Origin of the sequence: Micromonospora sp. RTP1Z1 (assembly GCF_033804685.1) — a bacterium.
Classification (GTDB): domain Bacteria; phylum Actinomycetota; class Actinomycetes; order Mycobacteriales; family Micromonosporaceae; genus Micromonospora.
Window position 1 is genome coordinate 62,684 of record NZ_JAPFQV010000020.1, and the last position, 24,485, is coordinate 87,168.

23 protein-coding genes and 1 pseudogene are annotated in these 24,485 nt (G+C 73.9%); 11 read left to right on the plus strand and 13 right to left on the minus strand.

The features are described from left to right. Positions 1-11 precede the first annotated feature (11 nt). The gene (locus tag SLP03_RS12925) at positions 12-1,268 is read right to left on the minus strand and encodes an erythromycin esterase family protein (protein ID WP_319460813.1); all 1,257 of its coding nucleotides are present in this window, start codon (positions 1,266-1,268) and stop codon (positions 12-14) included. Between the two features lie 105 nt (positions 1,269-1,373). Here SLP03_RS12925 and SLP03_RS12930 point away from each other — a divergent pair, with 105 nt between their 5' ends. Continuing rightward, entirely contained in the window at positions 1,374-1,565 is a 192-nt protein-coding gene (locus SLP03_RS12930; protein ID WP_319460814.1) for a DUF2795 domain-containing protein, read from the plus strand. A 40-nt stretch (positions 1,566-1,605) separates the two neighbouring features. On the opposite strand, the gene SLP03_RS12935 is transcribed toward SLP03_RS12930, so the two are convergent. Beyond that, a complete protein-coding gene (locus tag SLP03_RS12935) occupies positions 1,606-2,505 on the minus strand; it encodes a Gfo/Idh/MocA family oxidoreductase (RefSeq protein WP_319460815.1) in 900 nt (299 codons plus the stop codon). A gap of 168 nt (positions 2,506-2,673) precedes the next feature. Here SLP03_RS12935 and SLP03_RS12940 point away from each other — a divergent pair, with 168 nt between their 5' ends. Continuing rightward, positions 2,674-3,069, plus strand: coding sequence for a hypothetical protein (locus tag SLP03_RS12940; RefSeq protein ID WP_413644511.1), 396 nt, complete (start codon positions 2,674-2,676; stop codon positions 3,067-3,069). 37 nt (positions 3,070-3,106) lie between these two features. After that, positions 3,107-3,573 (plus strand): annotated as a pseudogene (locus SLP03_RS12945) (hypothetical protein). On the opposite strand, the gene fabG reads toward SLP03_RS12945, so the two are convergent. After that, on the minus strand, positions 3,546-4,304 hold the full coding sequence (fabG, locus tag SLP03_RS12950; RefSeq protein ID WP_319460817.1) for a 3-oxoacyl-ACP reductase FabG: 759 nt from the start codon (positions 4,302-4,304) through the stop codon (positions 3,546-3,548). The pseudogene SLP03_RS12945 and the gene fabG overlap by 28 nt on opposite strands. 103 nt (positions 4,305-4,407) lie before the next feature. Further along, positions 4,408-6,060 carry an alpha-amylase family protein gene (locus SLP03_RS12955; RefSeq protein ID WP_319460818.1) on the minus strand — a complete coding sequence of 551 codons (1,653 nt, stop codon included), beginning with the start codon at positions 6,058-6,060 and terminating at the stop codon, positions 4,408-4,410. A gap of 89 nt (positions 6,061-6,149) precedes the next feature. Here SLP03_RS12955 and SLP03_RS12960 point away from each other — a divergent pair, with 89 nt between their 5' ends. Then, positions 6,150-6,827: a DUF1349 domain-containing protein gene (locus tag SLP03_RS12960; RefSeq protein WP_319460819.1), complete on the plus strand. Its 678-nt coding sequence runs from the start codon at positions 6,150-6,152 to the stop codon at positions 6,825-6,827. A gap of 28 nt (positions 6,828-6,855) precedes the next feature. Next, positions 6,856-7,527, plus strand: coding sequence for a DedA family protein (locus SLP03_RS12965; RefSeq protein WP_319460820.1), 672 nt, complete (start codon positions 6,856-6,858; stop codon positions 7,525-7,527). A 142-nt stretch (positions 7,528-7,669) separates the two neighbouring features. Here the strand turns inward: SLP03_RS12965 and SLP03_RS12970 are convergent, their stop codons facing one another. The 4 genes from SLP03_RS12970 to lysX form a co-directional block, all read right to left on the minus strand. Further along, complete coding sequence (locus SLP03_RS12970) at positions 7,670-8,464, minus strand: membrane protein insertase YidC (RefSeq protein ID WP_319460821.1); 795 nt, start codon at positions 8,462-8,464, stop codon at positions 7,670-7,672. A 95-nt stretch (positions 8,465-8,559) separates the two neighbouring features. Further along, on the minus strand, positions 8,560-8,856 hold the full coding sequence (locus SLP03_RS12975) for a DUF6412 domain-containing protein (protein ID WP_319460822.1): 297 nt from the start codon (positions 8,854-8,856) through the stop codon (positions 8,560-8,562). A gap of 10 nt (positions 8,857-8,866) precedes the next feature. Then, the gene (locus SLP03_RS12980) at positions 8,867-9,523 is read right to left on the minus strand and encodes a DUF998 domain-containing protein (RefSeq protein ID WP_319460823.1); all 657 of its coding nucleotides are present in this window, start codon (positions 9,521-9,523) and stop codon (positions 8,867-8,869) included. Further along, the gene (gene lysX, locus SLP03_RS12985) at positions 9,520-12,858 is read right to left on the minus strand and encodes a bifunctional lysylphosphatidylglycerol synthetase/lysine--tRNA ligase LysX (RefSeq protein ID WP_319460824.1); all 3,339 of its coding nucleotides are present in this window, start codon (positions 12,856-12,858) and stop codon (positions 9,520-9,522) included. The genes SLP03_RS12980 and lysX overlap by 4 nt, the downstream gene beginning before the upstream one ends. 189 nt (positions 12,859-13,047) lie before the next feature. On the opposite strand from lysX, the gene SLP03_RS12990 reads away from it, so the two are divergent. From SLP03_RS12990 to SLP03_RS13000, 3 genes are all read left to right on the plus strand, one after another. Continuing rightward, positions 13,048-14,196 carry a glutamate--cysteine ligase gene (locus SLP03_RS12990; RefSeq protein WP_319460825.1) on the plus strand — a complete coding sequence of 383 codons (1,149 nt, stop codon included), beginning with the start codon at positions 13,048-13,050 and terminating at the stop codon, positions 14,194-14,196. 57 nt (positions 14,197-14,253) lie between these two features. After that, the gene (locus SLP03_RS12995; RefSeq protein WP_319460826.1) at positions 14,254-15,633 is read left to right on the plus strand and encodes an FAD-dependent oxidoreductase; all 1,380 of its coding nucleotides are present in this window, start codon (positions 14,254-14,256) and stop codon (positions 15,631-15,633) included. Positions 15,634-15,736: 103 nt separating this feature from the next. Then, on the plus strand, positions 15,737-16,798 hold the full coding sequence (locus tag SLP03_RS13000; protein ID WP_319460827.1) for an aminoglycoside phosphotransferase family protein: 1,062 nt from the start codon (positions 15,737-15,739) through the stop codon (positions 16,796-16,798). Between the two features lie 48 nt (positions 16,799-16,846). On the opposite strand, the gene SLP03_RS13005 is transcribed toward SLP03_RS13000, so the two are convergent. After that, positions 16,847-17,656 carry an Fpg/Nei family DNA glycosylase gene (locus SLP03_RS13005; RefSeq protein WP_319460828.1) on the minus strand — a complete coding sequence of 270 codons (810 nt, stop codon included), beginning with the start codon at positions 17,654-17,656 and terminating at the stop codon, positions 16,847-16,849. Positions 17,657-17,813: 157 nt separating this feature from the next. On the opposite strand from SLP03_RS13005, the gene SLP03_RS13010 reads away from it, so the two are divergent. The 3 genes from SLP03_RS13010 to rocD all read left to right on the plus strand — a co-directional run bounded on the left by SLP03_RS13010 (position 17,814) and on the right by rocD (position 20,886). After that, positions 17,814-18,554 (plus strand): DUF4190 domain-containing protein, encoded by a 741-nt coding sequence (locus tag SLP03_RS13010; protein WP_319460829.1) that lies wholly within the window; start codon positions 17,814-17,816, stop codon positions 18,552-18,554. 302 nt (positions 18,555-18,856) lie between these two features. After that, positions 18,857-19,672 (plus strand): dimethylargininase, encoded by an 816-nt coding sequence (gene ddaH, locus SLP03_RS13015; protein WP_319460830.1) that lies wholly within the window; start codon positions 18,857-18,859, stop codon positions 19,670-19,672. Continuing rightward, entirely contained in the window at positions 19,672-20,886 is a 1,215-nt protein-coding gene (gene rocD, locus SLP03_RS13020) for an ornithine--oxo-acid transaminase (RefSeq protein ID WP_319460840.1), read from the plus strand. The genes ddaH and rocD overlap by 1 nt, the downstream gene beginning before the upstream one ends. 61 nt (positions 20,887-20,947) lie before the next feature. On the opposite strand, the gene SLP03_RS13025 is transcribed toward rocD, so the two are convergent. The 4 genes from SLP03_RS13025 to SLP03_RS13040 form a co-directional block, all read right to left on the minus strand. Continuing rightward, positions 20,948-22,096 (minus strand): FHA domain-containing protein, encoded by a 1,149-nt coding sequence (locus SLP03_RS13025; RefSeq protein ID WP_319460831.1) that lies wholly within the window; start codon positions 22,094-22,096, stop codon positions 20,948-20,950. Beyond that, the gene (locus tag SLP03_RS13030) at positions 22,093-22,386 is read right to left on the minus strand and encodes a 4a-hydroxytetrahydrobiopterin dehydratase (RefSeq protein WP_319460832.1); all 294 of its coding nucleotides are present in this window, start codon (positions 22,384-22,386) and stop codon (positions 22,093-22,095) included. The genes SLP03_RS13025 and SLP03_RS13030 overlap by 4 nt, the downstream gene beginning before the upstream one ends. 87 nt (positions 22,387-22,473) lie before the next feature. After that, entirely contained in the window at positions 22,474-23,526 is a 1,053-nt protein-coding gene (locus SLP03_RS13035) for an acyl-CoA desaturase (RefSeq protein WP_319460833.1), read from the minus strand. Between the two features lie 127 nt (positions 23,527-23,653). Further along, positions 23,654-24,485 (minus strand): SCO7613 C-terminal domain-containing membrane protein (locus tag SLP03_RS13040; protein ID WP_413644512.1); only part of this gene is annotated, 832 nt, incomplete at its 5' end.

Here is a 24,485-nt window from a genome sequence, read left to right on the forward strand (position 1 = left end):
TGCCCGGCCGGTCAGACGCCGGCCGGGTAGGTCTCCATCTCGCCGGGCGCGGCAAGGGCGGGCAGCGGGTGCAGGGCCGTGGCCTCGTCGCACCAGATGAAGGCGTCGTAGCGTTCGCCCAGCCGGGTCGGCACGTAGTTGCCCCACGACTCGAAGGTGGGGTCGTAGACCACACCGATGGCCCGGTGGTCGGCGGGACCGGTGACCCAGTCCGGCTGGTCAGGCCCGCCGAAGACCAGCACCGCCCGCTCCGGCATCAGTTCGTGCAGCCGTCGCTCGACCGAGCCCTCCCGGGCCGGCGGCACCACCATCGCCTCGGCCGGCGAGCCCCAGCGCGGCGCCGCGATCACGGTCCCCCGGTAGCTGCCGAAGCCGACCAGCGCCACCGCGTCCGAGCCGTGCCGCTCCCGCGCCAACTGCCCGATGTTGACCATCCCGTCCGCCGCCATGTCCGTGGCCCGGGCGTCGCCGACGTGCGTGTTGTGCGCCCAGACGATCCCCCGGGCGTCCGGGCCGTAGCGGTCCAGCAGCCGGTCCAGCGTGTCCGCCATGTGGGTGTCCCGGACGTTCCACGACTCCGGGCCGCCGCCGATCATCGCCCGGTAGTAGCGCTCCGCGCCGGCCACCACCTCCGCGTTCTGCCAGGCCGAGAAGCGGTCCGGGCCGTCCGCGGCGGCCTGTTCCCGGGTACGCGCCAGCAGCCGCACCACCTCCTCCTCGCAGCGTGCGGAGACGAACCGGCTGGCCATGCCGTACTCCTCGACCCGCTTGCCGTACGGTTCGAAGCAGCGGTACGCCTCCTGCGCCGCCTCCAGCGAGGCCGGGTCCTCCTCGCCCAGATAGTCGAAGATCGCCTGCATCGACTCCCAGAGGCTGTAGACGTCCAGCCCGTGGAAGCCGGCCCGCCCGCCCTCCGGCCGCTCCAGGTTCCAGGCCCGCAGCCAGCGGCAGTAGCGGGCCACCTCGGCGTTGGCCCACATCCAGGTGGGCCAGCGTTCGAAGCACTCCAGGACGTTCTGCGGGTCGGCCAAACCGCCCGGGGCGCCGACCACCGAGCGGTGTACCCGGTCGCAGTCCGGCCAGTCCCCCTCCACCGCCACGAAGTCGAAACCCTGCTCGGCGATGAGCCGACGGGTCAACTGCTCCCGCAGCCGGTAGTAGTCGTAACTGCCGTGCGTCGCCTCGCCGATCATCACGATCCGGGCGTCCCGGACACGCTCCAGCAACGGGTCGAAGTCGCTCGGCGCGCCGAGCCGCTGTACCAGCATGCCCGCGGCTACCCGGGTCCCGCGCGGGCAAACCGGCGGCCCGGCCTCCCCCGACGGCCCGTCGCCGGGCGGCATGGCGGCGGGCGGAGCGGGTAGCCGGCCGGCATGACCGTTACCGGGGTGCAGTTGCAGGAGTACCTGGCCGGGCTCGACTACCCGGTCTCCCGCGAGGACCTGGTCCGCTGGGGCCAGGAGAACGGGGCCAGCACCGAGACGTTGCAGATGCTGATGGCGCTGCCGGCGGAGCAGTTCGACTCCCCCGCCGAGCTGGGCGAGGCGCTGAACACCCTCACCTGAGGCGGAAACTCCGGAGCTGGTGAGGAGCGGCGGGGCGAGGTCAGAGTTCGACGGTGCGCCCCTCGGCGCGGGCCGTCTCGGCGGCGTTCAGCACCCCGACCACCTCGCGGCCGAAGCGGACGTCGCAGCGGTGGTCCCGGGTGCCCGCGTCGATCTCCTCGAGCAACTGGTCGATCGCGGTGCCGAACGCGGACAGCGCGTCGCCGTCGCCGGGCGGCACGGCCTCGGTGCCGTTCTCGCCGAAGAAGACGAAGTCGCGGGTCACCGCCTCCGGCGGGGCGTCCAGGGTGAGCGACAGGGTGCTGGTCGCCCCGCCGTCGTGGGTGAGCAGCAGGTGCACCAGGCCGCTCGGACCGTCCATCGCGGCCACCCTGCTGACCCGGCCGAGCACCGGCAGGATGAGGGAGAGCGCGTGCGGGCCGATGTCCCAGAGCGCGCCCCGGTCCCGCCGCCACTGCGAGTTCCCGTACGGGTTCCCCGGCTGGTAGATGGAGGCGAACATGGTCGCCCGGGCGTGCTGCCAGCCGCCGGCCGCGGCGGTGGCGGCGAGGAAGCCGGTGACGTTCGGGTGGTACCGCTGGGTGAAGAAGACCACCGAGGCCACCCCGGACGCCTCGGCCGCGGCGACCACCCGGTCGGCGTCGGTGAGGCTGAGCGCCAGCGGCTTGTCCACCAGCAGGTGCCGGCCGGCGGTGGCGGCGCGCACGGCGATGTCGGCCTGCACGTCCGGCGGCAGCGCCACGGCGATCGCGTCGCACGCCTCGATCAGCGCGTTGACGTCGTCGAAGACCGGCACCCCGTGCCGTCCGGCCAGCGCGGCGGCCTTGTCCCGGTCCCGCCCCCAGACCCCGGCGAGCTCGGCGCGAGGGTGCGCGTCGATGGCCGCGGCGTGCGTCTCCGCCGCCCAGTGACCGGTGCCGAACAAGCCGAACCGCAGCACGTGGAACTCCCGCTGTCATCGTCCGCCACGGCGACCCCATGGCCGTGATCCACGCTAGTCGGTCTGCTGGCCGGCCCGCATGCGACCCGACGGAGAGCCGGCCGGCGGGCAGTACTACGCGGGTTAGTAGGCTGTCCCGGTGAACGGGACTCCGATGGGATGCCGTCGATGACCGGCGCGGCCACGGCCGGCTCGCCGGTGGACGGGCTCCTCGCGACGGCGACGATCGTGCTGTCGCTCGTACTGGCGGTGTGGGCGCTGGTGGCCGCGGTGCGCCACCGGCCGCCGGACCGGGTGCAGTTCGTGGGCCTGGCCGTGCTGGAGGTCGCGCTGCTGGCGCTGGCCGTGGTGGCGCTGGTCGCGATCGGCGGCGGGGAACGGCCGGGCGAGCCTGGCGCGTTCTTCGGCTACCTGGTGACGCTGGTCTGCCTGCCGCCGCTGGCCTGGGTGCTGGCCCGGATGGAGCCGACCCGCTGGGGCTCGGCGATCGTCTGCGCGATCTGCCTGGTGACGCCGGTCGTGGTGGTCCGGCTCGGCCAGACCTGGGAGGTGCTCGGAGGCTGAGCCGGTCGAGACGCGCGCCGACGACCCGACGCCGGCGCTGGACCGCGCCACCAACCGGGGGCCGGGCCGCCTGCTGATCGCCGTCTACATCCTCTTCGCCATCGCCGCGACCTCCCGCGCCGGGTTGCAGATCGCCACGAAGTTCGACGAGGCGCCGGTGGCGTACCTGCTCTCCGCCGTGGCCGCGCTGATCTACATCGTGGCCGCCGTGGGGCTGGCCCGGGCCGGGCACGCCGGCCGTCGGGTCGCGCTGGTCTGCTGCTCGGTGGAGCTGGTCGGGGTCGTCGCGGTGGGCATCCTCAGCCTGGCCGACAAGGCGCTCTTCCCCGACGAGACGGTCTGGTCCCAGTTCGGCAGCGGCTACGGCTACATCCCGCTGGTCCTGCCGATCCTCGGCCTCCTCTGGCTCTGGCGCACCCGCGACACCACCGCCTGACGCGTCCCGCCCGGCGCCGGGCGGGACGCGGTGCAGGCGGTCAGTCCTTGGGGCCGCCTGCCACGTAGATGACCTGACCGGAGACGAAGGACGCGCCCTCGCTGGCCAGGAACGAGATGGTGTGCGCGACGTCCTCCGGCCGGCCGGGCCGGCGGACCGGGATCTCGGCGGCCGCGTGCTGCTGCAACGCCTCGAAGTCGACCTTCATCCGGGCCGCGGTGGCGGCGGTCATGTCGGTGACGATGAAGCCCGGCGCGACCGCGTTCACGGTCACCCCGAACGGGCCCAGCTCGATGGCGAGGGTCTTGGTGAAGCCCTGCAGGCCGGCCTTGGCGGCCGAGTAGTTCGCCTGGCCCCGGTTGCCCAGTGCCGAGGTGCTGGAGAGGTTGACGATCCGGCCCCACTTCCGCTCGACCATGTGCTTCTGGGCGGCCTGGCTGAACAGGAACGCGCCGCGCAGGTGCACGCCCAGGACCGTGTCCCAGTCGGCGTCGGTCATCTTGAACAGCAGGTTGTCGCGGAGCACGCCGGCGTTGTTGACCAGCACGGTCGGGCCGCCCAGCTCGGCGGCGACCCGCTCGACGGCCGCCTCCACCTGGGCCCGGTCGGACACGTCGGCGGCGACGCCGAGCGCCCGGCCGCCCGCGGCGACGATGGCGTCCACCGTCTCCTTGGTCGTCGACTCCTCGATGTCGACGACGGCGACGGCCATGCCGTCGGCGGCCAGCCGGCGGCCGGTGGCCGCGCCGATGCCGCGCGCGGCTCCGGTCACGATGGCGACGCGGGGCTCCTCCGACATGATTACCTCCCGGTAACTTGTGGCTCGATCGAAGGAGCTTAACCCAGGGGTACGCGGACCAGCCCGCCGCCGACGAGCGGCGACGGGCCGGCACGTCGGACGGTCAGACCGACCAGCTGCGGCAGAGCCGGATCCAGCGGTAGCCGTGGCCGGCGAGCTTGAGGCGGTCCAGCTTGCCCACCTCGTCGTAGCCCCGGTCGGAGAGCACGTCGACCGGCAGGTCCGCCTCCGGCTGCAACGTGCTCAGGTCGACCTCGACGTCCTCGGTGCCGAGGTTGTGCAGGAACACCATCGTGCCGGTCGGACCGTCGGCCCGGTGCGCGAGCACGCCGGCCGGCAGCGGCACGTCGATGTGGGTGGTCGAGCCGGAGCCGATCTCCGGCGCCTCCCGCAGCGTCCGGATCATCCGCTCGAACCAGCCGAGCAACGACCGGGGGTCCTTGCGCTGGGCGGTCACGTTGACCTTCTCGTAGCTGAACTCGCCCGTGTCGAGCACCGGCCGGACCAGCTTCTCCGGCTCGGCGGTGGAGAAGCCGCCGTTGGGCTGGTACGACCACTGCATCGGGGTACGGATCGCGTCGCGCCCCTTCAGCGACAGGTCCTCGCCCATGCCGATCTCCTCGCCGTAGCGCAGCACCGGGGTGCCGCGCAGCGAGAACTGGAGGGCGTAGGCCAGCTCGATGTGCCGCCGGTCGTTGCCGAGCATCGGCGCGAGTCGACGTCGGATGCCCCGGCCGTAGAGCTGCATCTCCTCGTCCGGGCCGAACTTCGCCAGCACGTCGTTGCGCTGGTCCGTGGTGAGCCGGGACAGGTCGATCTCGTCGTGGTTGCGCAGGAAGGTGGCCCACTGACCGCCGGTGGGCAGCTTCGGGGTGTCCCGCAGCGCGTCGATGATGGTCTCCGGGTCCTCCCGCGCCAGGGCGAGCATCAGCCGCCCGTTGAGCATGAAGTCGAAGAGCATGTGGATCCGGTTGCCCGACCCGCTGCCGTCACCGAAGTAGACCGGCAGTTGGTCCGGCTCCACGTTCGCCTCGGCCAGCAGGACGGCGTCGCCGCGGCGCCACTGCACGTGCTGGCGCAGCTCGGTGAGGAACTCCATGTCCTTGGGCGAGTTCGGGTTGCCCGGCTCGGTCAGCTCGATGATGAACGGCACCGCGTCCATCCGGAAGCCGGAGACGCCGAGCTGGAGCCAGAACGACATGATCTTCTTGACCTCTTCGCGGACCTTGGGGTTCGCCATGTTGAGGTCCGGCTGGAACTTGTAGAACCGGTGGTAGTACCAGGCCTTCGCGGTCCGGTCGTAGCTCCAGGTCTCATTCTGCTCGCCGGGGAAGACCATGCCCTGGTGGCGGTCGTCCGGTGCTTCCTCCGACCAGATGTACCAGTCCCGGTAGGCCGAGTCCGGGGAGGACCGCGCGGACTGGAACCACGGGTGCTCGTCGGAGGTGTGGTTGACCACCAAGTCGATGATCACCCGGATGCCGCGGTTCTGCGCCTGGTGCAGCAGCTCCGCGAAGTCGCCGAGGGTGCCGAGTCGGGGGTCGACGTTGTAGAAGTCGGTGGCGTCGTACCCGTCGTCCTTGTTGGGGGACGGGTGGATCGGGCTGAGCCAGATGCAGGTCACCCCCAGCCGCGCCAGGTAGTCGAGCCGGCCGATGAGGCCACGGATGTCACCGACCCCGTCGCCGTCGGAGTCCGCGTACGTTTCGACGTCGAGGCAGTAGATGACTGCCTCGGAGTACCACCTGTCACCCATGCCTGGTTAACTTCTCCGGCCGGGCGTCCCGGCAAACCCGCGCCGCCCGACGGTAGGTCGCCGCCGGCTCCGGCGGGTACCGTGCCGGCATGGCTGATCATGAGGTGGCCGCGCGCGAGATGGCCTGGGACGACGGCCGGTGGCTGCACGCGCCGGTCCGGGTCGACCGGACCGACGAGGGGCACCTGCTGGTGGAGCCGGGGCCGGAGACCGACATGTGGCGGCACACCAGTTACGGCTTCGTGCACGACAACGGCCCGGCGCTGCTCGCCCCGCTGCCGGGCGGGAGCGCGGTCGAGGTGAGCTTCCTGCTCGACTACACCGCGCAGTTCGACCAGGCCGGCGTGCTGGTCCACGTGGACGAGCGGAACTGGGTCAAGACCGGCGTGGAGCTGAGCGACGGGCTGCCGCAGCTCGGCGCGGTGGTGACCCGGGAGCTGTCGGACTGGTCGCTGGCCCCGGTGCCGGAGTGGGCCGGGCGCGAGGTCACCGTCCGGGTCAGCCGCTCCGGTGACGCGCTGACCGTCCGGGCGCGGGTCGACGACGAGCCGTGGCGGCTGGTCCGGCTCGCTCCGCTTCCGCCGGAGGCGACGGCCTCGGCCGGGCCGTTCTGCTGCTCGCCGAGCAGGGAGGGGCTGATCGTCCGGTTCACCGGCTGGCGGCAGGGCCCGGCCGACCGGGAGCTGCACCCGGAGGGCTCAGCGGAAGGTCAGTGGGGCGGGTCACCGGCAGGTGTGAGCGGCAACGCCGCGGGTACCACCGTCTGATCCCCCGGCAGCTCACGGAAGGACGCCCATGGCTCTCGCCCAGAACGTCGACCCGAACCAGTTCAGCGGGCTGACCGGATGGGTGGCGAGCCTCATCGACTCGCTCGGCGCGCTCGGCGTGGCCTTCCTGGTGGCGCTGGAGAGCATCATCCCGCCGATCCCGAGTGAGATCGTGCTGGCGATGGCCGGCTACCTGTCGTCGCAGGGCCGGTTCAACGTGGTGCTGATCGTGCTCGCCGCCACGGTCGGCTCGCTGGTCGGCGCGCTGGTGCTCTACTGGCTCGGCGCCGCGCTCGGCGAGGAGCGGCTGAAGCGCTGGCTGGACCACATCCCGCTGGTCGACCGGGACGACCTGGAGCAGGCCGACCGCTGGTTCGAGCGGCACGGGAAATGGGCGGTGCTGATCGGTCGGGTGGTCCCGGTGGTGCGCAGCCTGGTGTCCGTCCCGGCCGGCGCGAACCGCATGCCGCTGGGCGAGTTCATCCTGCTCACCACGCTCGGCAGTGGGGTGTGGAACGCGCTGATCGTGGGCCTGGGCTTCGCCCTCGGCTCGCGATGGCAGGAGGTGGACCGGTACAGCAGCTGGTTCAACTACGCGATCTTCGCGGTCTTCGGCATCATGATCGTCAGCTGGGCTGCGAAGAAGATCCGTAAGCGCAGCGCGCGGCGCGACCGGCAGTCGGTGACCGCCGGCCGCTGACCGCGACGAGGCGTTCGGTACTGCGCGGTGACCCGCCTGTTTCTGTCCAGAGCGCATGGAACGGGGCCCCCGCCCGGGCACGGAGGCGACGGGAGGGGGGCCACGGCCGGCGTGCGTTCTCTAGCGCTCGTCGAGCATCATATCAACGTGCATCGATGACTGCCGGCTGCGACCGGCGCAGCACCACCTGCTCCAGCGCGGTCCACCCCGTCGTGGTGACCAGGTAGAGCACCGCCGCCAGCGGCACCACCAGCGCCACCAGCACCGTGGTGTACGGCAGCAGCGGCAGCAACCGGCCCAGCGTCGCGGCGCCCGGACCCTCCGTGGGCGTACCGGCGACGGCGCCGGTGGCCGCGGCCGCCCGCCGGGCCCGGCGGGAGGAATACCAGGCCAGGGCGAGCAGCGCCACCAGCAGCACCCCGAAGACCGCCAGCACCGGCCCGGAGAGCCCGTCGCCCAGGTGCCAGCCCAGCGGCACCCCGCCCAGCCGCTCGTCGAGCAGCGAGCGCGACGGCTCCAGGTCGCCGCGCGGCGTCAGACCCGCCGAGCTGGAGTTGTCGATGCCGTCGCCGGTGGCGAAGAGGCGGTACATGACCATGAAGAACGGCGCCTGCAACAGCGCCGGGAGGCAACCGGCGACCGGGCTGGCGCCGGCCCGCCGGTACAGCGCGAACAACTCGCTCTGCAGCCTGGCGGGGTCGTCGGCGTACCGGCGCTGGAGGTCCCGGACCTCGGGGGCGAGCGCCGCGCGGCGCCGCTCCCCGCGGACCTGCGCCAGGGTGAGCGGCGAGATGAGCAGGCGGACCCCGACGGTGAACAGGACGATCGCGGCGGCCGTGGCCGCCCCGCCGGTCAGCGGTTCGAGCGTGCCGGAGAGCCAGGTGACGACGGTGGCGGCGACGGAAGCCGCAGCGTGCAGTGGTGCGAAGGCGAGCATGATGAACCCCTCGGTCCGATTCCGGAGGTCCCGGCGGGGACGACGCGTCCCGGCGGGACGGATGGCAACGGAACCGGCCGCGCGGCGGCGCAGCGCTACGCGGCCGAGGGGCGCCGGCCGGGGGCGCGCGGTCGCGGCCGACCGGCCGCGTCCGGGTCGACCTGGCGGGGAACGCGCCAGCCACGGGCCCGGGCCCGCAGCGCGGTGGCGAGCCGACCGGACCGGGGCCCGCCCGGCAGTGCCCGCGACCGGAGGGCGAGCAGCGTGGCCAGCAGCAGCGCGGCGGCGACCGCCACGCCGGCGAGCAGCGCGACCGGACGGTCGGCCAGCACGGTGAGCTGGGCGAGGGCGTACGCCCACGTCCCCGCCACCATCATCAGCAACCCCGGCACGCCGACCAGACTAGGACCCGGAGTCACGCCCGACGGCCGCGACGACGCCGGCGTAGACCAGCCAGCCGGAAAGGCCGAGCAGTTGGACCCGCTGCCAGACGCCCGGCGCCACGTCCGGGTGGGCCACGTCGACCAGGGTCCCCGCAGTGCCGACCAGCAGCACCGCGGCCACCGCCAGCCCCCAGCGGAACGGCGCCCCACGGCCGCGCTGGGCCACCAGCAGGGCGAGCAGCGAGACGACCCCGCCGGCGAGCGCCACCGACGAGCTGACCGAATGCCCCTGGTGCCGCCAGGACAGCTCGCCCAGCTCCGCCAGCCGCGCGCAGCGCCCGCCGGTCGTCGGGGCGCAGTCCATCGAACTCACCGTGCCGTCCAGGGCGGTGGCCACCCCGAAGGCGATCAACCCCCACCAGGCCCACCGCGCCCAGCCCCGGGCCCGCCGGGCCAGCGCCACCCCGGTCGCCGACGCCAGCGCGCCGACGACCAGGTCACTCAGGCCGAAGACCAGGTGGTACGGCTGGTCCCGGGCGGCCAACTCGCTGGCGTACCCGTCGAAGAGGCCGAACGCGGGGTTGAGCAGCGGCCCGATCAGCCACGACGCGTACAGGACCCCGGCCAGCCCGAGCGCCACCACGGGCAGTGCCCGGGCCGGGCCGAGCCCGCTCACGAGGACTCGCGGACCAACGGGAAGGGCAACGTCTCCCGGATCGACCGGCCGGTCAACAGCATCACCAGCCGATCCACGCCCAGGCCCAGACCGCCGGTGGGCGGCATGGCGTACTCCAGCGCGGTGAGGAAGTCCTCGTCGAGCTCCATCGCGTCCGGGTCGCCGCCGGCCGCCTTCAGCGACTGCTCGGTGAGCCGTCGCCGCTGCTCCGTCGGGTCGACCAGCTCCGAGTACGCGGTGCCCAGTTCCATCCCGAACGCCACCAGGTCCCACCGCTCCGCCAGCCGCGGATCGTCCCGATGCTGCCGGGTCAGCGGCGAGGTGTCGGTCGGGAAGTCCAGGTAGAACGTCGGCGCCCCGGTACGCGCCTCGACCAGCCGCTCGTACAGCTCCAGCAGCACCGCGCCGCGCTCCCAACGCGGGTCGTACGGCACCCCGGCGGCGTCGCCGAGCTTGCGCAGGGTGGCCAGGTCGGTGTCGGCGGTGACCTCCTCGCCCAGCGCCGCGGAGACCGCCTCGTTGACCGTGCGCACCGGCCACTCGCCGCCGACGTCCACCACCTCGCCCGTCCCGGGGCGGCGGACCACCGGCGACCCGTGCACCGCGACCGCGGCGGCGACGATCAGCTCCCGGGCCAGCTTCCGCATCACGTGGTAGTCGGCGTACGCCTGGTACGCCTCCAACACCGTGAACTCCGGGTTGTGGCTGTGGTCGACGCCCTCGTTGCGGAACGCCCGGCCCAGCTCGTACACCCGCTCCACCCCGCCCACGGCCAGCCGCTTGAGGTACAGCTCGGGGGCGATGCGCAGGCTCAGCCGCAGGTCGTACGCGTTGCTGTGGGTGACGAACGGGCGGGCGTTCGCGCCGCCGTGCACCCGCTGCAGGATCGGCGTCTCCACCTCGAGGAAGTCCCGGTCGGCCAGCGACTGCCGCAGGCTGTGCAGGGCGGCGCCACGGGCCCGCAGCAGGTCCCGCGCCTCCGGGTTGATCGCGAGGTCCAGGTAGCGCTGCCGGACCCGGGCCTCCGGGTCGGCCAGCCCGTGGTGCTTGTCCGGCAGCGGGCGCAGGCACTTGGCGGTCAGCTCCCAGTCGGCCACCCGCACCGACACCTCGCCGCGCCGGGTCGCGTACACCTCGCCGGTGGCGCCCACGTGGTCGCCGATGTCGACGGTGGCACGCCAGCGGTCCAGGTCGTGCTCCAGCATCAGCTGCAGATCGCCGCTGCCGTCCCGGATCGTCACGAAGCAGAGGTGTCCGTGGTCGCGGACCAGCATCACCCGGCCGGCCACCGCGACGGTCTCCCCGGTGCCGGTGTCCGGCGCCAACCCGGCGTGCCGCGCCCGCACCGCCGCGCAGCCGTCGGTACGCGGGTAGCCCACCGGGTACGGGTCGACGCCCTCGGCGCGCAGCCGGTCCAGCTTCGCCAGGCGTACCCGGGTCTGCTCCGGAAGGTGCACCGCGGCCGGCTCCGGCGGCACGGCCCGGACCGTCGCGGCGGCCGGCGGCACGTAGCCCACCCCGCCGCCGGTCGGCGGCGCCCCGCGCAGCGGGGTGGGCCGCCCGCCGGGCAGGGCGACGAAGCCCTCGGCGATCGCCGCGGCGAGGCCCACCCGAGCCAGCTCCCGGCGCTCGGCGAAGCAGAGGTAGCGCGGCGTCCAGTGCGGCTGGTACTTGGCGTTGGAGAGGTAGAGCGACTCGAGCTGCCACCAGCGGGAGAAGAAGAGCAGGGTGTGCCGCCAGAGCCGGATGATCGGGCCGGCGCCGATCCGGGCGCCCTGCTCGAAGACCGACCGGAAGACCGCGAAGTTCAGCGACACCCGTTCCACGCCGAGCCGGGGCGCCGCGCCCATCAGCGCCGCGACCATGAACTCGATCACCCCGTTGTCGGCCGACCGGTCCCGGCGCATCAGGTCCAGCGAGAGCCCGTCGGCGCCCCACGGGCTCAGCGACAGCAGCGCCCGCACCCGGCCGGCCGAGTCTCGCGCCTCGACCAGTACGCAATCGCCGTCGGCCGGGTCGCCGAGCCGGCCCAGGGCCATCGAGAAGCCCCGCTCCTGTTCGGTGTCCCGCCAGGCGGTGGCCAGCCGGGCCAGGCCGGACAGCTCCTCCGGCGGGATCTCCGCGTGCCGGCGCACCCGGGCGGTGTAGTCGGCCCGCTCCACCCGGTGCACGGCCTGCCGGACCGGGCGCATGTCCCGGCCGTCCAGGTCGAACTCGCGGGCCAGCAGGATCGCCTCGTCCCCCAGGTGCAGCACCTTCAGCCCGTGCCGGTGGTACGCCTTGGCTCCCGCCTCGCTGGTGCCCATCACCGCCGGGGTCCAGGCGTACTCCCGGGCCTGCTCGAGCCACGCCCCGATGGCCGGCCCCCACGCCTCCGGGTCACCCACCGGGTCGCCGCTGGCCAGGCTGACCCCGTTGACCACCCGGTAGGTGATCGCCGCCTTGCCGCTGGCCGAGAAGATCGCCGCCTTGTCGCGGCGGGTGGCGAAGTAGCCGAGCGAGTCCCGCCCGCCGTGCCGGGCCAGCAGCTCCCGGATCCGCTCCTCCTCGTCTGCGTGCAGCACGGCGGCGGCCCGCTGCGACCGGAGCAGGGTGAACAGTCCGGCGACGAAGGCGAGCGCGCCGAAGCCGCCGAGCAGCAGGTTGACCCAGCCGGGCGCCTGCCCCTGCCGGGTGAGGTCCAGGGTGATCGCGCCGCCGAACACCTTCTCGATGGCGTAGCCGAGCCGGTCCACCCAGCCGCGCAGGCTGCCCGGCTCGACGAGCAGGAGCAGGTAGCCGAGCCCGACCGAGACCGCCGCCAGCCCGAAGAAGGCCCCCAGGGCGCGGCGGGTGCTGCCGCTGCGCACCCGGGCGTAGAACTCCCGCCGGGCGGCCAGCAGCAGGGCCAGCGCCCCGGCGGCGAAGGCGACGCCGACCCACACGCCGACCGTCTCCAGGGTGCCGAACAGCCGCTCACCGGCGTCGTCGGTGAGGTCGTTGTTGCCGACCACCAGCAGCAGCACGCCGGCCAGCACGCCGACGGCCAGGCTCAGGGTGAAGTAGACCACCAGCACCCAGTAGGCCAGCCGCTTGCGGCGCAGCACCGCCGAGGCGAGGGTGCCGAGGAAGACCGCGTACGCCAGGTTCGCCGGCGCGGGCAGCAGCAGGGTGTCGATCGCGGTGCGGACCGGCTGGATGTCGGAGCGGACGGCGCTGCTCAGCGCGGCCAGCGCGCAGACCACCGCGATCACCCAGAGCAGGGTGGCGAAGGCCCGGGGCACCTGGCGTCGCCAGTCCCGGTCGGTGCGCTGGGCGTCGGTCACCGTCCGCGACGCGGTGCTCGGGGTCAACATGGCCTCCCTCGCCGCCGGTGACGCCCCGGCGTCGACCGGCCCATCGTAGCCACGCTTTCCGTCCGGGGCCGGGCAAGGAAGGGCCGGAGCCCCGACCGACACGTCGGGCCGGCGTTTCCGCGCGCCGACACGGTGGGTAATGGGCCGTTGACGACGCGGCACGGCGCCGCGGCCGGCACGGAACGGACGGTGAGGACGATGAGCGGCTCAGTGGCGGAGCGGGAACGGTACGCCGCCGCGGGCGGTACCGAACTGTTCACCGTCGGCGTCGAGGAGGAGTTCCTGCTCGTCGACCCGCACACCGGCGCCGCCGTGCCGGCGGTCGACCTGGTCATGGAACAGGTGCCGGCCGAGCTGCGCGGCCAGGTGGAGCGGGAGTTCCAGACCAGCCAGATCGAGATCGGCAGCCCACCCGGGCTGGAGCTGTCGTCGATCCGGCACTCGCTGGGCGTGCTGCGCGCGGCGCTGGCCGACGCCGCCGAGCGGGCCGGCGTACGGGTGCTCGCCATCGGCACCGGCCCGGTGGACGGCCCGGTCCCGCCGGTCGTCGACAAGCCTCGCTTCGACCGCATGATCGAACGGTTCCGGCTGCTGGTGCCGGGCCCCGGCAACAACGGCATGCACGTGCACGTCGGCATCCCCGACCCGGACACCGGGGTGCAGGTGCTCAACCACGTCCGCCCCTGGCTGCCGATCCTGCACGCGGTGACGGTGAACTCCCCGTTTGCGAAGGGCGAGGACACCGGGTACGCGAGCTGGCGGTCGGTGGAGTGGGAACGCTGGCCGTCGGTGGCGCCCACCCCGTACCTGGAGTCCCACGAGCACTACGAGCGGCTGATCCGGCAGCTCATCGCCAGCGGGGTGATGCTCGACGAGGGGATGCTCTACTGGTACGCCCGGCTGTCGGCGAAGTACCCGACGGTGGAGATCCGGATCGGCGACGTCTGCCCCTCGGTGGACGACGCGGTGCTGGTCGCCGCCCTGGTGCGGGCCCTGGTGGCGACCGCGATGACGGAGATCGCCGAGGGCCGGCCGGCCGGTCGGACCGACCATCACCTGCTCGTCGCCGCGCACTGGCGGGCCGCCCACGACGGGCTGGAGGGCGACGGCGTCGACGTGACCGACGGCGAGCTGCGGCCGGCGTGGGAGCTGCTGGGGAAGCTGGTCGACCACGTCCGGCCGGAGTTGGCGCGGCACGGCGACCTCGACCAGGTGACCGACCTGCTGGGCGGGCTGCGCCGGCACGGCAGCGGGGCCGCCCGGCAGCGGGCCGTCTTCGCCCGTACCGGCCGGATGGTCGAGGTGGTGGAGGACGTGGCCCGGCAGACCCGCGGCTGACCGGCGGACGTGGCGTGACCGGCCCGCGGTCGATCTCCGCGTGACAGGATGGTGCTCGTGGCGGAACGACTGATCGTCGTCGGCGGGGACGCCGCCGGAATGGCGGCGGCGTCCCAGGCCCGACGGCGCCGCGACCGCGACGACCTGGCCATCGTGGCCTTCGAACGGGGCCACTTCACGTCCTACTCGGCCTGCGGCATCCCGTACTGGATCAGCGGGGTGGTGCCCGAGCGGGACCAGCTCCTCGCCCGCGACCCGGCCACCTTCCGGGAAGAGTTCGACATCGACGTCCGGCTTCGGCACGAGGTGACCGGCATCGACCTGGAGCGGCGTGAGATCGTCGCTCGGGGCCTCGACGGCGGCGGCGAGGTCCGCGAGGCCTTCGACACCCTGGTGTACGCGGCCGGCGCGGTGCCGTTGACGCCGGCCTGGGCGCACACCGGCGCGCGCGGGGTCTTCGGGGTGCAGACCCTCGACGACGGGGCGGCGCTGCGCGACTGGCTGGAGAGCGAGCCCGCCCCCCGCCGGGCGGTGGTGGTCGGTGGCGGCTACATCGGCGTCGAGATGGCCGAGGCGCTGATCCAGCGCGGGCTGTCGGTCAACCTGGTCGAGCGGGGCGACCAGCCGATGTCCACGGTGGACGGCGACATGGCCGAGCTGGTCACCGACGCCATGCGGGGCGTCGGCATCCAGATCCGCACCGGCCTGCCGGTGACCGGGCTCGAGGAACGGGACGGGCGGGTCACCGCAGTGGTCACCGCCGAGGGGCCGATCCCCGCCGACGTCGTCGTGCTCGGTCTCGGCGTACGCCCCAACGCCTCGCTGGCGGAGGCGGCCGGCCTGCCGCTCGGCCCGACCGGCGGGATCCGCACGGACCGCCGGATGCGGGTGCCCGGGGTGTCCGGCGTCTGGGCGGCCGGGGACTGCGTGGAGACGCTGCACCTGGTCAGTGGCATGCCGGTGCACGTGCCGCTCGGCACCCACGCCAACAAGCAGGGCCGGGTGGCCGGCATCAACATCGGCGGCGGGTACGCCACCTTCCCGGGTGTGATCGGTACCGCCGTGACCAAGGTCTGCGGCCTGGAGGTGGGGCGTACCGGCCTGCGCGAGCGTGACGCCCGGGCGGCCGGTTTCGAGTTCGTGTCGGTGGTGGCCGAGTCGACGAACCGGGCCGGCTACTACCCGGGCGCCCGGTCGATGACCGTCAAGCTGATCGCGGAGCGGCCCTGCGGCCGGCTCCTCGGGGCGCAGATCGTCGGCTGGTCCGAGGCGGCCAAACGGATCGACACCCTGGCCGTGGCGCTCTGGAACGGCATGACGGTGGACGACATGACGGCGCTGGACCTGGGCTACGCCCCGCCGTACGCGCCGGTCTGGGACCCGGTGCTGATCGCGGCCCGCAAGGCCGTCGACGCCCTCGCCGGCGCCGGCCGCTAAACCGCCCGCACTCGACACCCGAAGTTCTTTGTCGGGGGCGCGGTTAGCGTGTGCGCGCTGTCGCAGTGCCGGTTCCGGCGCCGATCCCCCTCGGAGGCATTCCATGTCGCAGGAGACGACCTACCTCGAACTGTCCGAAGTGGACGGTGCAGCGCACAAGTTCTACGAGGTCGCGGTGGTGCAGTGCGTCGAGGACCGCGGCCGGGTGGCCGGTCGGGGCGGCCCGGGAGGGGCCGCCGGCCGGAACCGGTTGTACGCGGCGACCCGGTTGCCCCAGGATGGTCGGATGGCCGTGGAACTGGAGATCCCCGAGGGGCTGGGCTGGACCGGGCGGGTCCCGGCGGGGCGGGAGTGGCGGGCGGTGCTGCCGGACCGGCTGGCCGAGTGCGTCGAGCGCTGGCAGCTGCGGGTGGGAACGCCCTACCCGTACGCGTTCGCGTCGCTGGCGATGCCGGCCGAGCTGCCCGACGGCACGCCGGCGGTGCTGAAGCTCCAGTACCCGGACGCCGACAGCGCGCACGAGGCAACGGCGTTGGGGCACTGGGCCGGCCGGGGGGCGATCCGGCTGCTGGCTCACGACGCCGAGCGCCGGGCGCTGCTGGTCGAGCGGTGCGTGCCCGGCACCCCGCTGCACCGGCTCCCGCCCGAGCAGGCCCTCGACGCGGTGGTGGAGCTGCTCCCCCGGCTCCAGGTGCCGGCCGGCGCGCCGTTCACCCCCCTCGCCGAGGAGGCCGCCGGCTGGGCGGAGCGGATGCCGGCCCAGTGGGAGCAGGCCAACCGGCCGTACGAGCGGCGACTGCTCGACGCCGCGCTCGGGTTGCTGGCCGGACTGGCGCCGAGCCAGGGCGAGCAGGTGCTGGTCAATCAGGACCTGCACGCCGGCAACGTGCTGCGGGCTACCCGGGAGCCGTGGCTGGTGATCGACCCGAAGCCACTGGTCGGCGAGCGGGAGTTCAGCCCGGTGCCGATGGTGCGCGGCGGCGAGCTGGGCCACACCCCGGAGGCGGTGCTGTACCGGCTGGACCGGCTCACCGCGGAGCTGGGGCTGGACCGGGAGCGGGTGCGAGGCTGGACCATCGTGCACACCCTGGCCTGGAGCGTCGCCGAGGGGCAGGTCTTCACCAACCAGGTCGAGGTGGTCCGCTGGCTGCTCGGCGGGGAGTGAGCGGAGCCCGGCGGCCGCGGTGGCGCCGCGCCCGAGGGGTGACGCCGATCAGCCGGCCTGGCAGGTGGCGCACCAGTAGAGGTTGCGGCCGGCCAGCTGGCCACGGCTGACCCCGGTGCCGCAGACGTGACAGGGCGCGCCGGGGCGGCGGTAGACGTACACCTCGCCGCCGTGCCGGTCGACGCGGGCGGCGCGGCCCATCGCCTCCGGCAGGTGGGCGTCGCGCACGGTGTCGATCCGGCCCCGCTCGACGGCGAGGGTCATCAGCGCGACCAGGTCGGCCCAGAGTTCCCGCCAGCCGCCCGGGGTCAGCTCCCGACCGGGCAGGGTGGGCGGCAGCCCGGCCCGGAACAGCGCCTCGGTCACGAAGATCAGCCCGGTGCCGGCCACCATGGACTGGTCGAGCAGCAACGCGGCCAAGGGCGTCGGGCTGCGGGAGATCCGGGCGTACGCACGCGCCGGATCGGCGTCGGCGCGCAGCGGGTCCGGGCCGAGCCGGTCGCGCAGCGCCGCCACCTCGGGCGGGGTGAGCAGCTCGCAGGCGGTCGGACCACGCAGGTCGAGCCAGTGCCGGTCGCTGGTCAGCCGCAGCCGCACCTGGCCGACGGGCGGCGGCGGCTCGCCGGGCCCGTCGGTGAACTTGCCGTACAGCCCGAGGTGGATGTGCAGGGTCAGCTCGCCGGCGTAGTGGTGCAGCAGGTGCTTGCCGTACGCCTCGGTGCCGTCCAGGACGGTGCCGGTGAGCCGGGCCGCGCCCTCGGCGAAGCGGCCCTGCGGGCTGGCGGCGTGCACCTTGTCGCCGGCGAAGAGCTCGGCGTGCCGGGCCGCCAGGCGGTGGATGGTGTGTCCCTCTGGCACGCCGGCAACGGTAGCCCGGCTCTCCGGCGTTCGGCGCGGAAAGCCGCCCGGGCGGTGAACGGGTGTCGGCGGCGCGGCGACGGGGTACCTCCTCTGTGTAACGCGTGGCTGCCACTGCGCTTCCGCGGCCTCCACGCCCTGATCAGGAGGTGTCGAAATGAATATCTTGTCCCGCCGGAACGGTCCGGCGCAGAACCAGGACGTGAACGGCGACGGGCTCGTCGACGACCGCGACCGCACCGCCCCGACTGACCGGGCAGACGCCCCGGCCACGCCGCCGGCGGTCGCCGACCGCGACGAGGACCGGACGACGTACCGGAGCAACGCAAGCGCCGGCGACGGCGTGGTCGGGTCTGAGGCCGAGCGCCGGGCGGCGGACCGCGCCGCGACCGCGCGTGCCGCCACCGCGGGGCCGGTGGCCGCGGACACCGTGCGGACCGGCAGCGCGGTCGACCCGGACCCGACCCGGGAGCGCACCGTCGGCCTGGGGAGAGACCGCACGGTGGAGCGGCCGGTGCCGGTCGACCGGGACCGCGCCGACCTGGACGGCGACGTGCCGGTGGTCGTCGGACCGAGGCCCCGGGCCAGCCTGCTCGCCACCCTCGGCCTGATCGTCTCCGTGGCGGGCGCGCTCTTCGTGCTGACCGGCACTCTGGCCGGGTACGGCGTCGGGCTCGGCGCGGTCGGCGCGGTCCTCGCGGTGCTCGGCCTGAGCGCCACCCGCCGCCGGCACGTCGCCGGAAAGCTGGACGCGCTGATCGGCATCGGCGTCGGCCTGGCCGCCGTGGTGCTCGGCGTCGTGGCGCTGAGCGGGCAGTTCGACTGGCCGACCACCGACGGGGACTGGGTCGGCCGGTTCCGCGAGTGGCTCGACTCACAGTTTGCCGGTCTGCTCTGACGGGCACTTTTCGGCTCGCCGGCGGTGCGCCGGCACGCCCGACCAGCTCCGGTGGTTCACCGGCCGGGCACATCCTCTTTCGGGGGCGGCGGTTCGCCGCCCCCGAAGTGTTTCCCGGCACCCTGACCGGGCCCTACGCAATGAATCGTTGCCGGGATCGCCTTACACGCAACGATCCGGCGCCCAACGCAACTTCCGGCGGTGGATGTCGTCGGCCCGGGCCGCATACGGTTGACCAACGGCGCCAGCCCGTGGGCCACGGTGGCCGGGCGCGCCCGACCGCTGGGAGCAGGACAATGACGATGGACGCCACCAGGCAGCGTTTCCTGATGTGCCGGCCGACGTACTTCGCCGTCGACTACGCGATCAATCCGTGGATGGACCCGACCGCGCCGGTCGACGCCGACCTGGCGATCCGGCAGTGGGACCAGCTCCGCCAGACGTACCTGGGCCTGGGTCACGAGGTCGAGCTGGTCGAACCGGTCGCCGGCCTGCCGGACATGGTCTTCGCCGCCAACGGCGGCACGGTGATCGACGGCAAGGCGATGGCGGTGCAGTTCCGCGACCCGCAGCGCGCCGACGAGGCACCCGCGTACCGTGCCTGGTTCGAGGCCGCCGGCTTCGAGATGTACGACCCGAAGCACGTCAACGAGGGCGAGGGCGACGTCCTGCTGGTCGGTGATTACCTGCTCGCCGGCACCGGCTTCCGTACCGCGCACGCCTCGCACGCGCAGCTGCAGGAGGTCTTCGGCTACCCGGTGATCACCATGCAGCTGGTCGACCCGCGCTTCTACCACCTGGACACCGCGCTGACCGTGCTGGACGAGCGGACCGTGGCGTACCTGCCGGAGGCGTTCTCGCCCGGCAGCCAGGCGGTGCTGCGCCGGCTCTTCCCGGACGCCGTCCACGCCACCATGGCCGACGCCGAGGTGCTGGGGCTCAACGCGGTCAGCGACGGCACTCATGTGGTGCTGCCCGCGCAGGCCACCGACCTGGCCGCCAAGCTGCGCGACCGGGGCTACGAGACGATCGGGATCGACCTGTCCGAACTGCGCAAGGCCGGCGGCGGACCGAAGTGCTGCACGTTGCGACTCCGTCAGGGAAAGGCAATCAAGTGATCGTCGACGACATGCTGCGGACTCCGGCCGCTATCCGGGACGCGGAGCGCTGGACGGCGCACAACTACCACCCGCTGCCGGTGGTGATCTCCTCCGCCGAGGGCTCCTGGCTGACCGACGTGGACGGCCGGCGGTACCTGGACTGCCTGGCCGGCTACTCCGCGCTGAACTTCGGCCACCGGCACCCGAAGCTGATCGAGGCCGCGCACGCGCAGCTCGACCGGCTCACCCTGACCAGCCGCGCGTTCATCCACGACCAGTTCGCCGACTTCTGCCGCGAGCTGGCGGAGCTGTGCGGCAAGGACCTGGTCCTGCCGATGAACACCGGCGCAGAGGCGGTGGAGACCGGGATCAAGGTCGCCCGCAAGTGGGGCTACCAGGTCAAGGGCGTCACCCCGGGTCAGGCGAACATCGTGGTGGCCGAGGGCAACTTCCACGGCCGGACCACCACCATCGTCAGCTTCTCCACTGACGAGGACGCGCGAGCCGACTTCGGGCCGTACACCCCGGGCTTCACGGTCGTCCCCTACGGCGACCTGGACGCGCTGGCCGCCGCGATCGACGAGAACACGGTCGCCGTGCTGCTCGAGCCGATCCAGGGCGAGCAGGGCGTCGTGGTGCCGCCGGAGGGCTACCTGCCGGGCGTCCGCCGGGTCTGCACCGAAAACAACGTGCTCTTCATCGCCGACGAGATCCAGTCCGGCCTGGGCCGGACCGGTGCCACCTTCGCCTGCGAGCACGACGGCGTCGTACCGGACATGTACCTGCTGGGCAAGGCGCTCGGCGGCGGCATCGTGCCGGTCTCCGCGGTCGCCGCGAACGCCGACGTGCTGGGCGTGCTCAAGCCCGGCCAGCACGGCTCCACCTTCGGCGGCAACCCGCTGGCCTGCGCCGTCGCCACCGAGGTGGTCCGACTGCTGGCCACCGGCGAGTTCCAGCGGCGCTCGGCCGAGCTGGGCGAGCGGCTGCACGCCGGCCTGCGGGGGCTCATCGGCAAGGGCCTGGTCGCCGTCCGGGGCCGCGGCCTCTGGGCCGGCCTGGACATCGACCCGGAGCTGATGACCGGCCGGCAGGCCTGCGAGCTGCTCGCCGAGCGGGGCGTCCTGGCCAAGGACACCCACGGCTCGACGATCCGCCTGGCCCCGCCGCTGGTCATCACCGAGGAGGAGATCGACCACGCGGTGGCCCAGCTCGCCGCGGTCCTCGCCGCCTGACCTGACGTACGCAAAAAGGGCGCCGGGACCGCGATGGTCCCGGCGCCCTTCGTCGTCGGCCTCAGGGACGCGGCAGGCGCATCGCCATGGTGGGGGCCTCGGCCATCACCGAGGTGGGGGTGAACGGGGCGCCGGTGGGCAGCTCGTCGGCACGGCCGATCTGCACCCCGGGGTAGAGCTCGACGATGTCGCCCTCGCTCAGCACCCGGGAGTGCTGGGGGGCGAGCGTGAGCCGCTCCGGCTCGGCCATCGAGCCGGCCGGGCGGATGCCCGAGCCGTTGGTGCTGGTGTCGGTCACGACCACCTCGCCGACCCGCAGCTCGAAGCGGACGTGGCTGCGGCTGATCCAGCGCCGCGACTCGTCGTTGAGCCACTGGCCGAGCGTGATCCCGCCGGACTCGTCCGGGGCCCGCCCGACCAGCACCGGCTGGGTCTCGGTGAGCACGAACCGGCGGCGGACCAGCCCACCGATCCGGACCGCCAGCACCTCCGTGCGCGGCCGTGGCCCGGCGTCGCCGAGCCGGGCGCCGTGCCGGGGGCAGGTCGGCACGCCAGCCCGGAGCGCGGGTGGCGGCTGCCCGGCCGGGGCGCGGTCCACCCGGGCCAGGTCGGCGAAGGCGCCGCCGCCCCCGCCACCGCCGAAGAGCGCGCAACCCGGCTCGGGGCAGCGCCACTGCCGGGCGAGCAGCTTCGCGCCCACCGGCGACCGGGTGCCGGTGGCCGGGCTCTGCCCGCCCCCTACGTGCGCGATGAAGACCGGCCCGCCCGCACCGGGCACCGGCGCGAGCACCCGGCCCGGCTGCCCGAGCCAGGGGAAGCGCCCATTCAGTCCGTCGAAGCGGACCCGGCTGAGCACCGGCAGTCCGAGCAGGTCGGCGACCTCCAGCATCCGGTCGCCCGGATTGTCCAGCACCTCCACCAGACCGTCGTCGGCCCAGCGGCGGACCACCATCCGCTCGTTGGAGGTCAGGTCGGCGTCCGAGAGCAGGGCCCGGTGCACGATCGCATAGACCGGGACGCTGTCCTCCTCCAGCTGCCGGGCCAGCGCGTCGATCACCATGCCGAGCCGGAGCAGGCTGGCCGGTCGGCCGCCGTCGAGGTCCTGCCAGCGGATCACCTCGGCCAGGTCCACCACGGCGCGGGCCAGCGACGGATCGGTGCAGACCCGACCCTCGATGGCGTCCAGCACCTTGCTGATCTCGAATCTCATCGGGCGCTCCGGACGATGTCGTCGATCCGCCGGGCCAACGCGACGTCGCGATGGGTGACCCCACCGGCCGAGTGCGTGACGCAACGGAAGGTCAGGGTCCGCCATCGGATGTCGATGTCGGGGTGATGGTCGAGTTCCTCGGCCGCCGCGGCGACCCGGTCGACCACCGCGATGGCGTCCGGGAAACTGGCCAGCTCGACGGTACGGCTGATCCCGGTCGGGTCACCCGACCAGTCCGCCAGCCCGCCCAGCTCGTCTCGTACCGCCTCGGCGGTGAGCAGGTCTGCCATGCGTCGACCCTACCGGGAGGGCCGTCGGGCGCCCCGCCCCGCCACCGGTCGGCACGTCGCTGAGCAGGGCGGAGTCCGGCGGACGGGTCACCGGTCGCGCAGCGGGCGGCCGACCTCGTGCAGGTGGGCCAGCGCCTGCCGGTACGACTCGACCAGCCCAGTCTCCGCGTACCCGACGCCGTGCTCGGCGCAGTACGCCCGGACGATCGGCTGCGCCCGGCGCAGGTTGGCCCGGGGCAGGTTCGGGAAGAGGTGGTGCTCGATCTGGTAGTTCAGCGCGCCGAGGGCCACGTCGACGAACCGGCCGCCGCGCACGTTGCGCGAGGTCAGCACCTGCTTGCGCAGGAAGTCGAGGTCGTCGTCGGCGGACGGCATCGGCATGCCCTTGTGGTTCGGGGCGAACGCGCAGCCCATGTAGAACCCCCACAGTCCCTGGTGGACGGCGATGAACAGCAGCGCCTTCCCCGGCGACATGACGGCGAACACCAGCCCGAGGTAGCCGACGGCGTGCGCGCCGAGCAGCAGCGCCTCGACCGCCCGGTGCCGGACCGGGGTGGTCCAGCGCCCGTCCGGCTCTCGGCCCGCCAACGCCCGGACGCTGTTCACGTGCAGCGCCAGCCCCTCCAACAGCAGCATCGGGAAGAAGCACCACGCCTGCCGGGCCGCCAGCCAACGGCGGAACCCGCGGGTCGCCACCGCCTGCTCGTACGTCCAGACCAGCGCGCCCGCCCCGACGTCCGGGTCGTCCTCCTCGTGGTTCGGGTTGGCGTGGTGCCGGTTGTGCTTGTCCACCCACCAGCCGTAGCTGGTCCCGACGGCGAGGTTGCCGGCGATCAGCCCGGCCGCCTCGCTGTGGCCGCGCCGACGGAACATCTGCCGGTGCCCGGCGTCGTGCCCGAGGAACGCCACCTGGGTGGTGGCCACCGCCATCCCCACCGCGACGAGCAGCTGCGCCCAGGAGTCGCCCACCGCGACCAGCACCGCCCAGCCGGCCAGAAAAGCACCCAGAGTGAGCACGATTCGCACCGCGTACCCGCCCGGCCGGCGGGCGAAGAGGCCGGCCTCGACGACCCGACGGGACAACACCGCGTAGTCACTGCCTCGCCGTACCGGTGGTCCTGTCAGCGTCGAGCTGGTCATACTGCGCTCCTCGTTCCTCGGTGTTGTGCCACGCCCGGTGGCGCGGCCGCCGTACCGAGTCTGGTCGGCGCAGTTGCGCTGAGTAATCCTGCTCGCCCCCGAGGTGGGGGTGAGGCCGACCCTACCCTCAGCTCATCCGGCCGACCACTGTTCGTAACCGGGCCAGGTCCCGCCGGCGCCGCTCGTAGGTCGCGGCGAGGGCGATCAGCGCCAGCCCGCCGAGGCCGAGGTAGATCCACCGGGGCAGCAGGTCCCAGCCGCGGGCCAGCTCGTGCAGCGCGAGCGGGACGAGGGTGGCCGCACCCAGCAGGACGGGCGCCTGCCAGCGCCGGACCGCCCCGGCGAGCACCGCGCCGACCGCGACGACACCGACCGCCAGCCGCCGCCACGGCTGCGGGTCGGTCGCCGCCAGCACCGACACCAGGCTGGGCAGCAGCGCCGCGGCCAGCCCCGGGCCGAGCGCCAGCCAGCTGTACAGCCCGGCCCGGGTACGCAGCGCCACCAGGCCGGCGGCGAGCGCCAGCCCGGCCGCCGGCAACGTGTACGCCTCCAGCAGCGCCACCCCGCCGGCGATCAGCAGCAGCCACCCGCCGAGCAGCTCGCTGCCGCCCGCGATGCCGGCGAGGACCCAGCGCCGGGACGTGGACTCGCCGCGCCGCAGCACCCGCAGCGCCACGGCCGCACCCCAGAGCGCGCTGACCGCCGCCGCGTGCCGCAGCGCGCCGCCGGCCAGCAGCTGCGCCAGCACCGCGACCGCCTGGGCGACCGCCTCCACCGCCACCCCGAGCGCCGGGCCGCGCCCGGCCACCGACCGGCCGGCCGCCGACCCCGCCCCGACGCGGTCCTCGCGGGCGGCGAGGACCGGCGCGCCGAACAGGACCAGCACCGCCACCGCCAGCACCCCGAAGGCGGCGGTACGCAGCGGCAGGCCGCCGGCCCGCGCCGCGGTCACCGCGAAG